10 protein-coding genes are annotated in these 15,719 nt (G+C 42.6%); all 10 read right to left on the bottom strand.

Features of this window, described 5'->3' with window-relative positions:
- Nucleotides 1-195: 195 nt before the first annotated feature.
- Entirely contained in the window at nucleotides 196-1,491 is a 1,296-nt protein-coding gene (locus QA584_RS02515; RefSeq protein WP_278272929.1) for a BMP family ABC transporter substrate-binding protein, read from the bottom strand.
- A 510-nt stretch (nucleotides 1,492-2,001) separates the two neighbouring features.
- On the bottom strand, nucleotides 2,002-4,560 hold the full coding sequence (xdh, locus tag QA584_RS02510; RefSeq protein WP_278272928.1) for a selenium-dependent xanthine dehydrogenase: 2,559 nt from the start codon (nucleotides 4,558-4,560) through the stop codon (nucleotides 2,002-2,004).
- Between the two features lie 31 nt (nucleotides 4,561-4,591).
- Nucleotides 4,592-6,190, bottom strand: a complete 1,599-nt coding sequence (locus QA584_RS02505) for an N-acyl-D-amino-acid deacylase family protein (RefSeq protein ID WP_278272927.1) — start codon at nucleotides 6,188-6,190, stop codon at nucleotides 4,592-4,594.
- A gap of 17 nt (nucleotides 6,191-6,207) precedes the next feature.
- Nucleotides 6,208-7,371 carry a YgeY family selenium metabolism-linked hydrolase gene (locus tag QA584_RS02500; RefSeq protein ID WP_278275103.1) on the bottom strand — a complete coding sequence of 388 codons (1,164 nt, stop codon included), beginning with the start codon at nucleotides 7,369-7,371 and terminating at the stop codon, nucleotides 6,208-6,210.
- Between the two features lie 296 nt (nucleotides 7,372-7,667).
- A complete protein-coding gene (gene dpaL, locus QA584_RS02495; RefSeq protein WP_331487821.1) occupies nucleotides 7,668-8,876 on the bottom strand; it encodes a diaminopropionate ammonia-lyase in 1,209 nt (402 codons plus the stop codon).
- 126 nt (nucleotides 8,877-9,002) lie between these two features.
- Entirely contained in the window at nucleotides 9,003-10,688 is a 1,686-nt protein-coding gene (locus tag QA584_RS02490; RefSeq protein WP_278272926.1) for a selenate reductase, read from the bottom strand.
- A 148-nt stretch (nucleotides 10,689-10,836) separates the two neighbouring features.
- Nucleotides 10,837-12,162: a putative aminohydrolase SsnA gene (ssnA, locus tag QA584_RS02485; protein ID WP_278272925.1), complete on the bottom strand. Its 1,326-nt coding sequence runs from the start codon at nucleotides 12,160-12,162 to the stop codon at nucleotides 10,837-10,839.
- Nucleotides 12,163-12,241: 79 nt separating this feature from the next.
- Nucleotides 12,242-13,057 (bottom strand): FAD binding domain-containing protein, encoded by an 816-nt coding sequence (locus tag QA584_RS02480; protein ID WP_278272924.1) that lies wholly within the window; start codon nucleotides 13,055-13,057, stop codon nucleotides 12,242-12,244.
- Nucleotides 13,051-13,518: a (2Fe-2S)-binding protein gene (locus QA584_RS02475; RefSeq protein WP_278272923.1), complete on the bottom strand. Its 468-nt coding sequence runs from the start codon at nucleotides 13,516-13,518 to the stop codon at nucleotides 13,051-13,053. The genes QA584_RS02480 and QA584_RS02475 overlap by 7 nt, the downstream gene beginning before the upstream one ends.
- 98 nt (nucleotides 13,519-13,616) lie before the next feature.
- Nucleotides 13,617-15,713, bottom strand: coding sequence for a xanthine dehydrogenase family protein molybdopterin-binding subunit (locus QA584_RS02470; RefSeq protein WP_278272922.1), 2,097 nt, complete (start codon nucleotides 15,711-15,713; stop codon nucleotides 13,617-13,619).
- Nucleotides 15,714-15,719 lie beyond the last annotated feature (6 nt).

The raw sequence follows: 15,719 nt of genomic DNA, 5'->3' as shown, positions 1-15,719 counted from the left end.
TATGTCCGATTGCAGGAATATATACTATTCCTGCAATCGGTGTTCTTATTACTGTCTCTATTGCTGTTTCTTTTACTTGGTTGGCTCAATTCATTTATTACTGTTAATTATACATTATGAGCTTATTACAATTAGCTGTTATATTTTTACACTGTCTATATAGCATAATTGCGCGCTTAACTTCTCTGGTTATTTTTAATTCTGCGTTAATTCTGTAATTCCATCAATTCTTAAGTCAAATGCTGGAGCAGAAATTACTTCAGATTCATGGAAATATCCATCGGATACATATGCGGAATATTTTTCAAAATCGGCATTTGATTTAATTAAGTCTTCAATTTTGGAACCGTTTACCGTAAATGTACTGGTATCAAATACTTTTAAGGTGCCGTCTTTTAAAGCTGCTTCTACTTCTGCTACTTTATCTGCTGTTCCTGCTGCAACTACTGCATCATTTAAAGGAGAGATGCCTACAGCGCCTTCCTTAAAGCCCTGGCACCAGTCAGTAGCGATTGGTGTTTTATCAAGGATGCTCTTTACTGCGTAAGTATAATAAGGACCCCAGTTAATCGTAGCTGATGTTAAAGCTGCATTCGGTGCTACGGAAGTCATGTCTACATTGTATCCAACAATAGGTACCTTAGCTTCTTCTGCTGCGGTAGGAGCACCGGTTGTATCAGCATGCTGGCTGAGTAATACACATCCGTCCTGAATCAGTTTCTTGGCAACTTCACTCTCGCCTGCCATATCAGCCCAGCTATTGGTGTATTGAACTTCCATGGTTACGGATGGGCATACGCTTTTAGCTCCAAGGTAGAAGGAGGTATAACCAGATACTACTTCTGCGTAAGGATAAGCACCTACATAACCCATTTTTGCTTTATCTGCGGTGATAGTTCCTTTTTCGATCATTTCATTTAATTTTAAGCCTGCAACCACACCGGATACATAACGGGATTCATAAACGGATGTAAAGTAGTTATGTACGTTTGGTAAACCGGAGGAAGCTGCCTTATATCCTGTTGCATGGCAGAACTGAACTTCTGGATATTCTTTTGCTGCCTGAAGCATATAATCTTCATGTCCAAAGCTGTTTGCAAAGATAATGTTACAGCCCTGATCTGCTAAATCTACTGCTGCATCGTAGCAGGATTCGTCTTCAGCAATGTTGGTTTTTTCAATTACCTGGTCTTCTGATAAACCAAGAGTTTTAATCATTTCATCAATACCAGCCATATGAGCGGCGGTATAACCTTCATTCTCATCACCTACATAGATGATACCAACTTTAATACCAGATACATCTGTAGCTTCCGTAGTAGGTGCCGGTGTTGCTTCATCTGTGGATGCTGTGCTGTCAGTGGTAGCTGCCTCTGTAGGGGTGGTGGTTGCAGCTGGTTCCGTAGTATCTTTCTTATCCGAAGAACTACAACCGGTTACCAGACCAGTTAACATAGCAAGTACCAAAAATAACGTAAAAACTTTTTTCATAATTAACTTCCTCCTGTAAGAATTGTTTATCTTGTTATGATACCTATATCACATTATGCCCGTAGGATTGATGTATGTCCGCATTTACACAGACATTTCCTGTCTATCTCCTAAAGCATATGTACGAAAATTGGGGAACGTTTTGAATTATAGTCTGAAAATAAATAAGGAGCTGTATGTACTATATGTGCATACAACTCCCTTCTTTGGGCCTATAATTCCATCCGGTTTGATAAAATAATAAATCAATTGTTGAATGAAAAAGGTGTTGTAAGTATCTTATACGATATAATATACATACAACGCCTGCGCAAGCGTTTTAACTTTAATGATTACTTAGTATATCATAAAATAGTTTTTTGTCAATCTATTTGATGAACTAATCAAGCAAATTTTATAATATAAATTTTAATGCTATTAATAAGTAAATTTAATTTTACAACAAGTATTTCGTGTGTTTTTAATAATGTTGCAAAATAACGCATAAATATAGAACGATTTTTATAAAGGCTACTCCTGCTTGCTGTATGGGGTATTCTTAAGGGGCAGGCTGGTCCTGAATATGCCGTCCCGCTTATAATAAGCTGCCTGGGCCGCAGGAGATGTTGGTATTAACGGAATTTCACCGACTCCCTTGGCACCATAAGCTAATTCCGCTTTATTCTTTTCTATCAGTATTGTTTTAATTTCAGGCACCTCGGGGGCACGAAACAGCCCAAGGGTACCGTATTTCGCAGTTGGTCTTCCGCTTTTAATTCTGGGATTCTCGGTAAGTCCAAAGCCAAGTCCCATTACTACCCCGCCTTCAATCTGACCTTCCACGTTACTTGGATTAATGGCACGGCCTACGTCGTGAGCGGCAATCACTGTCCCAACCTTTCCCTCATCATTTAAGATAACCACCTGGGTGGCATAGCCATATGCCAAATGACTGACCGGATTGGGTTTATCCGCTCCCATTGGGTCTGTAATTCCTACAAACTCCTCATAGAATTCTTCCCCCTCCAGCTCTTTTAGGCTATGTGTTTCAAGAGCTTTCTTTAGCAGGAGGGAAACCCTTCTTACGGTTTCACCGGTTATAACTGTCTGTCTGGACGCTGTACTGGTACCGGAATTAGGCGTATACTTTGTATCCGGTCTTGCAACAATTACCTCTTCTGCCCTAAGTCCTGTGGTTTCACAGCAGATTGCACGCATGGTAGCAGCAATTCCCTGACCCATACAGGCGGCACTGGTACGAAGAGACACTTTTCCGTCTACGATTTTAAGGCGCACTCTGCCCGTATCGGGAATACCTACCCCTACACCGGCATTTTTTATGGCACAGGCAATTCCTGCCCGGTCATAATTCCTATAATATTCCTCCTTAACCGCTTCCAAGGTTTCTAAAAGACCAGTACCTTCATCGGCAAGCTGTCCATTGGGCAGGGTCTGACCCGGGCGAATTGCATTTAGATAACGTATTTCATAGGGGTCAAGACCTGCTTTTTCTGCCAGTAAATTTAGATTACACTCCGTAGCGAACATAGTCTGAGTCACCCCAAACCCTCTAAAGGCCCCGGAGGGTACGTTATTGGTATAAACCGCAAGACCGATAATATCAATATTCTGGTAATTATAAGGTCCAGCCGCATGGGTACAGGCCCGCTGGAGCACTGGTCCTCCAAGAGATGCATAAGCTCCCGTATCGGCAGTAAGGCGCAGTCGCATGGCGGTCAGCCTGCCCGTTTCATCACAGCCGGTAGTCAGCTCCATCTCCATTGGGTGGCGCTTTGGATGAACCAGGAGGCTTTCTTCTCTGGTCAGGGTTACCTTCACCGGCATTTTACATAGATAAGCCAGTAAGGCTGCATGGTGCTGAACACTCATATCTTCCTTCCCGCCAAAGCCGCCGCCTACATAAGCACTGATAATCCGCAGTTTTTCCTGTGGTATACCAAGTAGCATGCCGATTTCCCGGTATTCATCATAAATACTCTGTCCTCCGGTATATACCGTAAGACCATCCCCCTCCGGTACAGCAAGAGCACTTTCCGGTTCCAGAAAAGCATGTTCCTGGGCAGGGGTATTATATACTTTGGTAACGACATGAGCGGAATTCTTAAGGGCTTCTTCTACATTGCCTCTATGAATCAATTCCTTACGGTATATATTACCGCTGTCGTGAATAAGCGGCGCATCCTCTTTCATAGCCTCAAAGGGACTGAGCATAGGGGTAAGTTCTTCATATTCCACTTCGATTAAGTCCTTAATTTCATTTAGCGCCTTTTTCGTTCTGGCTGCAATCAGACAGATGGAATCTCCGGGATACCTGGTTTCCTCTCCCGTGGCTATGATAGCCGGCCAATCATGGGTCAGATGCCCGATGTAGCGCTCACCAGGAATATCTTCTGCCAATACGATTTTTATAACCTCCGGATGCTTATAAGCCTGTTCCAGATGGACTGCCTTTACCAAAGCCCTGGGATACTTAGACCGAAGGGCAGAGCCGTAAACCATACGAGGTACTTTAAGATCATCTGAAAACTTGGCGGTTCCTAGTACCTTCCCTTCTGCATCCGGTCTGTGGCTCCGCTCCCCGACCTGTCCGGAAAATTCCCTAACCGGCACTTCTTTTCCTTCCCTGAGATATTCGGCGGCCAAAAGAATAGCCTGTTCTATTTTAACATAACCGGTACAGCGGCAGATATTGCCCTTTATAGCCTGTTTCACCTCTGACTTAAGAGGCTTTGGATTTTTATCAAGTAACCCTTTGGCACTTATTATCATGCCCGGTATACAAAAGCCGCACTGCACTGCTCCGGCTTCTGCAAAGGCAAAGGAGTAGACCTCCTGCTCCCGTTTGGACAGCCCTTCCACGGTAAGTATTTCCCTGCCGTCTGCTTTGGCGGTAGTAAAAAGGCAGGCTCTGACTGCCTTTTGGTCCATTAAGACCATACAAGCGCCGCAGGCGCCTTCCATACAGCCGTTTTTTACCGAAGTAATGTCAAGGACATCCCTCATATATTCCAGGAGGTTAACCTCTTCTTCTGTCGTTATCGTCTGGTGATTGATTGTAAATTGGTACATGAGCTTCCTCCTTTTTGACAACATGTGACTTTCAAGAACTTATTCTTCTAATTACCTGTCCAGCTCTTACTCCGGTAGGCTTGCCTTTACTAACAACAACTTCTCCATTGATAATTACATACGCAATACCGGTTGGATATTGCATCGGTTCTGTATAAGTTCCCTGATCTAATACGGTATCCGGGTTAAACATAGTAATGTCGGCATAATATCCGGGTTTTATCAACCCTCTGTTTTTTATATTCATGGCTTTTGCGGCTTTATGGGTAAGCTTGTATATGGCTTCTTCCAGACTAAGTGCATTTTCTTCCCTTACATATTTTCCGAGGATTCTAGGGAAAGAACCGTATACTCTTGGATGAGGCTTACCGGATAAAAGCCCGTCGGTGCAGGCATTCATTTCCGCTCTCTTCAGGATTTTTATGACCGCTTCCTCAGAGCCGTAAAAGTCCACCATGCCAACCCCATTCTCTTCCTCTGCCAATAGATCAAAAGCAGCGTCTAAAGGGTCTTTGCCTTGTAATTCTCCGATTTCCTTTAAATTTTTACCAATTAGCCCTTTATTCTTATCCGTTGCCACACTGGTAATAAAAATCCCCTCCACACCGGCAAAACGGATAAAATTATCCCAGCCCGGTATTCCGTTTTGTATATCTTCTTTCATTTTAATACGAAGCGTTTCATCCCCCAGCCGTTTCATCAGCTCATTGGTACCTCCGTCATGGACCCAGGGCGGAAGTATGACTGAAAGCATGGTACTGCCCGCCACATAAGGGTACTGGTCAAAGGATACCTGGATGCCTTCTTCCCTTGCCTGGTCTAATAATTTTAACATATCCTCTAATTTATCCCAGTTGTCTTTTCCGCATACTTTAAAATGGGAAAAATGTATTTTGACACCGGACCTTCTGCCAACCTCTAAAATCTCTTCCATAGATTCCTGAACCCCATCAGCTTCACTTCTTTGATGTACCACAAAGACTCCCTCGTATTCTGCCACTACTTTACATAATTCAATAATTTCAGAGGTTGCTGAGTAGGCACAGGGTGTATAAATCAAACCGGAAGACAGCCCAAGGCAGCCTGCCTCCATCTCTCTTCTGGTAATGCGGCACATGATTTCCAGCTCTTTATTATCTGGCTGCCGGTTATCAAGACCCATAGCTTCCATTCTAATGTTGCCGTGAGGTACCAGATAGGCTTCATTAAGACCGGGTTTCACAGCTTCTATCATTTTGAGATAGTTTTTTGTAGTTTCATAATCCCAGTTAATCAAGTCACTTTCCCCATCCAGACCAGCAAGGTTTTTACGCCAGGTATCAATATATTGCTTAGGCAGAGGCGCCATGGATATGCCATCCTGACCCAGTACCTCCGTTGTAATGCCCTGCATGACCTTTGGTAAAATTTCTGGTTCTGTCAGTACTTTTAAATCGCTATGGCTGTGGGTATCAATAAAACCAGGTGCTGTGACCAGTCCTTTGCCGTCAATGATTACCGTACCTGTGTATGTTTTATCTGGAATGCTTCCCACTTCTTTTATGATTCCGTCTTCCATAAGTACATCCCCGTAAAAGGATTGGTCAGAACTTCCGTCAACGATTGTGGTGCCTTTTATCAATAGTTTCATACCGGCTCCCTTCTGCCTTACACCAGCAGTGCTTTCATAATTGCATAATAAGCTCCCGTTACTTTCGTTAACTGGTCGATTTCAATATATTCATTCATGGTGTGGGCCAGATTTTCTCTTGACGGTCCCATACCCATTGTTTTTATGCCTGCTTCACCGGCATAATGACTTCCATTGGTGCAAAAATTGTACTGGGTTATTTCTGTTTCATAGCCCAGGGTTTTTAGTTCTTTTAAGGCTTCTGCAATAAAGGGTTCTTCTCTGTCAAAGAGCCACCCTGGAAAGAACCTCTCCCCTTCTATGGTCTCACCGGTATAGCAGTTTTCTTTTCCCACTGCATAGGATACCTTCACCTTTAATTCCGGGTCTTCTGCTTTTAACTGTTCTAACAGCTCTTCAATGGGTTGTAACACACTTTCCTTCGTTTCTCCTACCAAAAGCCTTCTGTCATAAGTTGCCGCACAGTATTCCGGTACCACAGACGCTCCCGGATAAGGACTTGACTTGATGTCCGTCAGTTCCAGTATGCCTTTTCCAAGGACCGAATGACTGGTGGGCTCTAACGTTCTGACAGCCTCAATGACTTTTGACATCTTATAAACCGCATTGATTCCCTTTTCCGGATTGGCAGAATGGGCAGGTATGCCAAAGGTTTCTAGCTTTATTTCCGCCCGTCCCCTCTGGCCGATTTTAAGATTAAGGTCTGAGGCTTCTCCGATAATAACATAATCCGGTTTTACCAAGGCACTGATATTTCTTGCTGCTATTCCTTCAAAACACTCCTCATGTACCACCCCGGCCACATAGATTTCCCCGGCAAATTCTCTGTCGGTATCCTGGGCATAATTCGCTGCCGCGCAAGCCATAGCTGCTACTGCACCCTTCATATCCGACGTTCCTCTGCCGTATATTTTGCCCTCATGAATCTCTGCCTGAAAAGGAGGATACTCCCAGTCTGCTTCCTTTCCCACCACAACGGTATCCAGGTGACCGTCAAACAGGATTTTTTTTCCCGGGCGATTACCCTTTATCCTTCCAATCAGGTTGCCGTATTTATCTACGGTTACCTCATCAAAGCCTTTCTCCTTAAAGAATGCAGACAATTCTTCTGCTGCCAGGTTCTCTTCTCCGGAATAACTCTTGGCCCGGACCAGTTTCTGGCATAATGCAATCACTTCCATTTCCCTGTTCTTATCTAACACGGTTTTTCCTCCTTTTTCTGAATCCTGTGGAAAATTAATATTTATTCATGCAAATATATAATATATAACCAAAAGATAAGCCCTGATAAAAATTACATACAATATAAATGAGATAAATGAGTTATAAATAAAGAACGTTAAGCACTGCAAACTCTGTAACTTGAACCTTGCGCTAACCCTTAAGTTCTAATTTGAATATTAATATGTTTGTAAGTTCGTTTTTAATTTTAAACTCCAGGCTTTTACTTTGGTTTTTGACTATTTTCAAGTGCTAATTAGTCCATATCCGTTCTTTTATAAAACCCATCCCAGACAATTCTTCTATAATTGTCCCTATCGGTATCCCCTTCACTATTAAAAAAGAGAAGAACCGAATTTTCATCAATACCCAAAGCCTTTTTTAACCAGTCAAGCTCGGGATTTCTTAAAACCTCGCTGACTAATCCAAAACCTGCTGCTCCGCTCTCCCCGGCCACAATTTTTTCATCTCCAGCTAAAGGATTGCCAAGTATCCGCATTCCCTGGGCTGCGGTATAATCCGGACAAGAGACGAAATTATCGGAGTAATCCTTTAATACCTCCCAGGCTACCGTAGCCGGTTCCCCACAGGCAAGCCCTGCCATAATAGTGTTCATATTGCCGGTTACGGGATGTATTTTTCCATCCTCTGCTTTTGCAGTCTGAAAGATACAAGCGGCGGCATTTGGTTCCACAATGGTGGTAACCGGTCTGTCGTCCCCATAAACACTTGCGAAAAATCCCTGAACTGCACCGGCAAAGGATCCAACTCCTGCCTGAAGAAAAATATGGGTAGGTTTTACGCCCTGTAGTTGTAAATAAGCTTCATACGCCAGGGTTGTATATCCTTGCATAATCCAGGTCGGTATTGCCTCATAGCCCTCCCAGGCAGTATCCTGAACTAGTACCCAGCCATTTTCTTCTGCATAACGGTTAGCTAAACGTACTGCCTCGTCATAATTCAAATCTGTAATAGATGCTTTTGCTCCTTCTGACTGGATATTGTAAAGTCGTTCCTCTGCACTGCCTGCCGGCATTAAAATCACGGATTTCTGTTTTAGCTGGTTCGCTGTCCAGGCAACACCTCTTCCGTGATTTCCATCGGTTGCGGATATGAAGGTAATATCCCCCAGTTTTTCCTTTACTTCTTTAGAAATCATAGTATGATAGGGAAGTTCCTCGATATCCCTTCCTAACTTCTCTGCTATGTAATTGCCGATAGCAAAACTGCCCCCTAATACCTTAAAGGCATTTAAACCAAACCGGTAGGATTCATCTTTAACGTATATATTTTTTACGTTTAATTCTTTTGACAGACTGCTTAAAGAAACAAGGGGTGTTTCTTTATACATATCAAAACTGCTGTGAAATTTTTGTGCCTTCTTCGCCGCATTTAGACCTAAATGGTCCAGATTCTTCTTCGTTCCTTTTTTCCGCTTATACTGTACGAGTTCAAACTGGCTCACTGATTTTCCTCCTGTTAGATATGAAATGATTCTATATGCTCTAGTACATGATTTTCAAATTGACAGAACGATTTATTCCTTCAAATTGACAGAACGAATTATTTCTTCAAACTCCCAGATGAAAGTTTATCCTGCGTAATCCGTCCGGTTATTTGCATAATGATGTTCTAATATTTCAGTTACTTCCTCTGATATGGTACGCAGCTCCGTTAAACTGCCTGTATGGACCTGACCGGCTATCCGGATTGTGAACCTCTCCTGTTTCCTGTAAAACCCATCATTATCACTTTCTTGCATATCCTCCCGGTTATAAAACTCGGTGAATTTCTCTTTATAAGGTACATGCCCCAAGATACAGAAGAAGGAACAGGTTCCGCATTCATTACATAACCGGTCCTGATGCAGGACATAACTTTTTTGCTTCCATTCGTAGGACTGATTTGCTCGGTTTGGACAAACCTCCACACAATTTCTGCATTTTGAGCAAAAGGGAGAATAGGAAGTGACTGATAATTTTTTCTTTTCCTTCTTCCGATCCGTCTTAAAATACCTTGTATCCTGTACCGCTTTTTCTGCCAATTTCTTTACCAGCTCTGTCTCAATACTCTGTTTTTGTTTCACAGGCTTATCTGCCAATGCTTTGTTCAGCCTGGTTAAATTCCGGTAACCACCCGGCTTTAGCAAAAGGGTTGATACGGTAATGGGACAGATTCCGGTTTCATAGATTGCCCCGATATTCCCGGTATCAGCTCCGCCGGAGTAAGATATAGATAGGTTACCCTTAAAAGCCTCGCTTAATTTTGCAGCAACTCCTATGGTCAGCGGATAGAGAGCCGGACCGGACATATACATGGTTTCCCCCTGCAATTCCTGCTCTTTGATCCGTACCGGAAAGGTATTGGTAAGTTTAACCCCGAATTCCACCTTAACTCTTTTACTCACAGTCTGGAGACGCGCAAGCAGTTCCGTTACTGCTTCAAAAGAAATATCTGCTTCAAAGCTTTCTCTATCAAATGTGACATACTCATATCCCATCTTGTCAAGAATAGTCCTTACCTGTAAAACACCAAGAAGGGTTGGATTACATTTTAAATAGGTATTTAGCTTTTTAACCTCCATCAAATAGGTGGTTATACTTTCAATTTCCTTAGCCGGGCAGCCGTGCATGGTGGAAAGAGTAATGGTATTGCTGATATAAGGCCAAAGACCTGTTACGTATTCTCTGGTTAGAGAGGTAAACCAGTCAAGATGCTCTATGGTAAACCGCACATAGTCCTGATAAGCCCTCACCTTAGAGGCATCCTTCATACTTTCTATAAAATAATCTATCTTTTCTGATTTTATGCCTTCTAGGTTGTAACCCACACTCATATTAAATACAAATCCCTCGGGGTCTCCAAGTTTAAACTCTTTGATCAGCAGTTTTAAAAGATACCAGGCTTTGATATATTCCTCTAAGGCCTGAATAACGGTTAACTCCGTGGACCACTCCGTATTATATGCTTCATCACTTACATAAATACAGGGTTTCTTAAGTCCTAAACTCTCTCCCTCTACTATCTGAACTGTCTTTAATTCAAAATACCTGGCTCCGGCAGCATAAGCGGCAATTATATTCTGGGCTAACTGGGTATGGGGTCCGGCGGCCGGTCCAATTGGTGATTCGATTTCCTTACCGCTTAAGTGGACCTTTGGGATCTGGCTGTCTATTTTTTCAACTGGTACGAAAAAGAAGGAACCTTTCTGCCTATATTCCCATAAAGCCTGTTTTAACAGTTCCTCAAAAGGTACTGGTCTCATTTTGTCACTCATACATTATCTTCCCTTTCTTATTACCTTAAAACTTCAAATTGCAAGCCATGTAATTATAAAATATCCCCTTGTTATATAGCTGATATATTGTAATTTTGCAAATATCCATACCATAAGAAGGTCTCATTACATTCCGTACTGTTTAAAATTACAATTCCTGCCACAGCTTAATAGCTCCTTCCCTGCATTGACTCATAAGTTCTGCTTCATCAATGTGTTGCAGCTCCCGGTCCTTCATAAGCAGGTTACCATTTATGATGGTTGTAATTGTGTTTCTTCCATTCATTCCAAAGAGTAGATGGCTGTTGATATTTTCTTTCTTCATAGGGGTTAAGGGATCATATTCTAAGACAATAACATCTCCATAAGCACCTTTTTTTAAAATTCCTATCGGATCCTCAAAGAATCTCCCTGCTATTTCTGCATTATTCTTAAAAATCATATCCGGTATTTCTGCCCAGGCGGCCGAGGGATTACCGCTGTTATGTTTATGAAGAAGATTGGCCACTTTCATGGACTCCAGCATATCATTGGTATAGCCATCGGTGCCAAGACCTAACATAATGCCTCTTTCATACATCGGCAACACCGCTGTGGTGCCTACCCCATTACCCATATTGGATTCCGGGTTATGAACGACACAAGTATCGGTTTCTTTTAATAACTCTATATCAGTTTCATCGATGTGGACACAATGGGCAGCAATGGTTTTCCTGCCTAGAATTCCTTTTTGATACAGACGTTTGACAATAGACATGTGATAGGTTTCCTGACAATGCTGTGCATCCTGAATGCCTTCTGCCACATGAATATGAAATCCGTTTTCCCCTTGATTTTGTTCCACACAGTACCCAAGGGTTTCATCACTTAAGGTTAAGGAGGCATGCATGCCAATCATAGCTTTTAACATACCGGTGGTGTCCGTTTTGCAGGCTTTTATAAATTCAAAGTTCTCACGTATGGATTGTAATTTCTTCTCCTGTCCGTCCCGGTCAGAGATTTCATAGCACAGACAGGAACGCACTCCGTATTTCTTTGCCGCTTCACCTATTACAGACAGGCTTCCTTCAATGGCTCCAAAGCTGGCGTGATGATCAAAAACCGTAGTTACACCATTCTTAATACATTCTGTATAAACTGCTTTTGCACTTAAATCCACCTGTTTTAATGTTAGTTTCCTGTCCAGCCTCCACCAGGTGCCATTAAGAATCTGTAGAAAATCCGTCGGATGATTACCTGGTATGGACAAGCCTCTGGCAAAGGCACTGTAAATATGATTATGGGTATTAATAAGCCCCGGCATAATCAATCCGCCATGGGCATCGATAAACGTGGCATCTTTATATTTGGTTTTCAGTATCTTAAGAGGACCCACCTCACAAATAAATTCCCCGCGGATGCAGACTGCACCATTTGGGATTATGGTATTATTCTGGTCTCTGGTTATAATCGTGCCGTTTCCCACTAAAAGCATGGCTTTCCTCCTTAAACACCTTCTTTGTAATATTGATTCATTTTCTGGTATTTCAATACAATATTGGAGTTGCATTATCTTATAAATTACCAATAAAATCCCCTAAAAGATTTAAGCACACCTTCTTACGATAAGCGGCTGTGGAGCGCTGGTCATCAATGGGTTTTATATAAGCCGAGTAATCTGACAGGATTTCTTCAAGTCTTTGTTTTAATTCCTCCGCAGAGAGTCCAGCATACTTAGTCTCCAACGCTTTCACTCTGACTGCGGTGATACCTACAGAACCAAAGGCAATCCGCAGATCCGTCACCCGGTTACCACTCTTGTTGGCAAACCCGGCAAAGGAAAGCTTTGACAGGGCTTGGGATTTTCTGGCTCCGACTTTTTTATAATATGTTATGTCAAATTCCCTATCCGGTAGAATGATTTCCTTTAACAACTCAGTATTTAGAAGCGCCAGCTTACGAATACCCGTTATGAACTCCATAATTGGCATGGTTCTCTCACCTGCAATGGAGATCAGCACTACTTCTGCCTCCAGGGCATATAGAACCGGCAAGGTATCTCCGGCTGGTGAGGCATTGCAGATATTGCCTCCTATGGTACCTATATTTCGTATGGCTGGGGCTGCAATACCCCTTATGGCCTCTTTTAATATGAAAGGAATCCTTTTGTCTCCAAGGAGTTCTACATAAGTACAGCCGGAACCGATATGCAGATAACCGTCACCTTTATAAACCTGTTTTAATTCCTTTACCTGATTTAAAAAAATCAATTTATCACAAGAATCATGGCGAACCATAAAATCTGTTCCACCGGCATAAAATTTTGCTTCTATATTATTATATTTTATAATAACAGCCTCTTTTAAGTCTTTTGGGGTTAAGCCTACCATAAACCTTCCCCCTCACTGGCAGCCATCTTTATTGCTGCGACAATCATATTATAACCGGTGCACCGGCACAGATTGCCGGATATGGCTTCTCTGATTTCCTCAAGGGTTGGGTTTTGGTTACGGGTAAGAAGGGCTTCTGCTGCCATTATCATTCCAGGGGTACAAAATCCGCATTGAACGGCACCCGCCTTTGCAAATGTATTTTCAAGAACCTCATACCTCTTAGTCCTTTGGTATCCTTCTATCGTCATAACCTTTGCTCCGGATAAGCTTCCTATGGCTACCAGACAGGAATTAATAAGTTTACCATCTATTAAAACAGCACAAGCTCCGCATTCGCCTTCACCACAGCCTTCTTTAGGTCCTAAAAGTCCGAAATCCTTTCGTAAAACATCCAGCAGGCGGGATGAAGGGTCGGCAGCTGACTGTACCATTTTATCATTTAGTTCAAAATCTATCATAATTTACAGTCCTTTCTGTTATGAGAATATGGCGGTTGGGAATCATTATTCGTGTTTGCTATTACCGATAAGAAACGCCTCGCAGTTAGTGTGGCTGATTAGATTAGTTCCAATAATTTTTCAGGAGTAACCGGAATACTATAAATTTTAGCTCCGACTGCCTGCTCGATGGCTTCTGAATAAGCAGGTGCGGTTCCCAAAATAGTAAGTTCGCCGGCTCCCTTCGCTCCAAACGGTCCTTCGTCATATGGGTTATCCATAGCAGCAGTTTCAAAGGGAAGGGTATCCTTTGCCGTTGGAATAATATAATCTGTAAGACTTGCCTGTTTGACAGCCCCCTGGTAATTCTCCATCTTTTCCATCGAACCGTAGCCTAGTCCCTGAAGCATACCGCCTTCCATCTGCCCTCTCATAATTGTCTCATCGATTACCGTACCTACATCATATACTCCCCAGACACCCAGTAACTCCGTGGTCGCAAGGAGGGTATCTACCTCCACTTCCACCACATTAATTCCCCAGGAATAAGTAGGATACGCATCTCCGGAAAAGGTTTCTGGATCCCAGGGTATCATATAGGGTTGTTTATAATGTTCTTCCACAACTTGATATTCTCCCAAATTCCAGTTCTCTTTCAGCCGCCTGGCTGCACGCTCTAAGAGTTTACCGACAATCATAAGGGATCTTGAAGCCACCGTGGGTCCCGAATTTGGTACCCGGTCCGTATCTGGGTTTGAATAGGTGATTTGTTCTAAGGGTATCTCTAAAACCTCTGCTACTACTTTACTTAAAGTAGTCTTAAGTCCCTGCCCGATATCCGTATTGCTGGCCAGTATTTCTATGGTATCGTCTTTGTTCTTTACTAATTTCACAACGGATTTTATATGATCCCGTTCCGCAGAACCGGTAAAACCACAGCCATGAAGGAATAAAGCCATGCCAATTCCCTTTCTAAATCTGGTATTCTGATTCCGGTAACGTTCCTTCTTTTCGCTGTAGCCTGACATGGCTTCTATTTTATCAAGCATCTGGGGCAAAATAACCGGATAATGGAATTTACCGTTGGTAGCAGTTATGTCTCCTTGTTTCACCAGATAAGCCTTCTTAAGTTCCAGCGGCGTTACTCCGATTTCTTTCCCAATATGTGCCATAAGGGTTTCTACTGCATAAAAACTCTGGGGGGCACCAAATCCACGGAATGCTCCATTTGGTACTGTGTTGGTTAACATGACTTTTCCCTGTACCTTAAGATTTGGAATCAGATACACTCCGGTTGCAGAGATTAAAGACCGCTGCAATACTACACTGGATAAACCGGCATAAGCTCCGCCGTCTATTTTAATATCAATCTCCATTCCGGTAATGCGGTTTTCACCGTCAAGAGACACTCTGTAATTTAATTTCGCCGGATGTCTTTTTGGAGTAACTGCCATATCTTCCCTTCTGCTTAATATCAGTCGAATGGGTTTTTTTATCTTTACCGCGGCTACTGCTGCCTGAGCGGCAAGTAAGGAGGGATAATCCTCTTTGCCGCCAAAACCGCCTCCGGTCGTTGCCTGGATGATCTGAACCTGATCCTTTTTTACTCCCAGGGTCTGGACGACTGCATCCTTTACATAATAAGGACACTGCATAGAACCATATATGGTAACTTTATTATTTTTAAAGCACCCGATAACTCCCTGGGGTTCAATATAGGCCTGTTCCTGATAACCGGTATAAAAAGTTTCTTCAATTACCCTTGCTGCCGTTGAAAATGCTTTCTCTACATCTCCCTTTTTATATTCGTATTCAGCGGCACTTTCCTTTCCTTCCTCCAAGGTTAAAACAGGTGTTTCTTCTTTATATATGACTTCAATGGAATTGATTATGTCCTTAACCCGTTCTTCCTCCGGTCCTGCTGCCAAAAGAATAGCCTCGCCAATAAAGTTCACTCTATCTTCCGCAAAAATGGGCTGTTCACTGGTAACCACCTTTAGTAAGTTCGTTCCTTTTATATCTCTATAATCAACAATATAATATCCCTCTAAAAGTTTTGGAAGCTTTATCTCTTTGATTTCTCCGCAGGCTTTCGTTGAACGAAGGATCTTGGCATAAAGCATTCCGTCAAAGTTTAAATCTGCTATATATCTGGCTTTTCCGCTCATCTTTTCCCTGTGGTCAGCTTTGGTTACTGACTGGCTGATTTTATGCATATCCTT

Source organism: Anaerocolumna sp. AGMB13025 (assembly GCF_029689925.1).
GTDB lineage: Bacteria > Bacillota > Clostridia > Lachnospirales > Lachnospiraceae > Anaerocolumna.
This window is presented reverse-complemented; position numbering and strand designations above follow the sequence as displayed.

Excerpts from the sequence above, each read along its gene's own strand:
- ssnA (WP_278272925.1), bottom strand. The coding sequence starts at position 12,162 with ATGCTTTTAGTGGGAAACGGCACGATTATAACCAGAGACCAGAATAAT.
- QA584_RS02515 (WP_278272929.1), bottom strand. The coding sequence starts at position 1,491 with ATGAAAAAAGTTTTTACGTTATTTTTGGTACTTGCTATGTTAACTGGT.
- QA584_RS02475 (WP_278272923.1), bottom strand. The coding sequence starts at position 13,518 with ATGATAGATTTTGAACTAAATGATAAAATGGTACAGTCAGCTGCCGAC.
- QA584_RS02500 (WP_278275103.1), bottom strand. The coding sequence starts at position 7,371 with ATGGAAGTGATTGCATTATGCCAGAAACTGGTCCGGGCCAAGAGTTAT.
- QA584_RS02470 (WP_278272922.1), bottom strand. The coding sequence starts at position 15,713 with ATGCATAAAATCAGCCAGTCAGTAACCAAAGCTGACCACAGGGAAAAG.
- QA584_RS02490 (WP_278272926.1), bottom strand. The coding sequence starts at position 10,688 with ATGAGTGACAAAATGAGACCAGTACCTTTTGAGGAACTGTTAAAACAG.
- xdh (WP_278272928.1), bottom strand. The coding sequence starts at position 4,560 with ATGTACCAATTTACAATCAATCACCAGACGATAACGACAGAAGAAGAG.
- QA584_RS02480 (WP_278272924.1), bottom strand. The coding sequence starts at position 13,057 with ATGGTAGGCTTAACCCCAAAAGACTTAAAAGAGGCTGTTATTATAAAA.
- QA584_RS02505 (WP_278272927.1), bottom strand. The coding sequence starts at position 6,190 with ATGAAACTATTGATAAAAGGCACCACAATCGTTGACGGAAGTTCTGAC.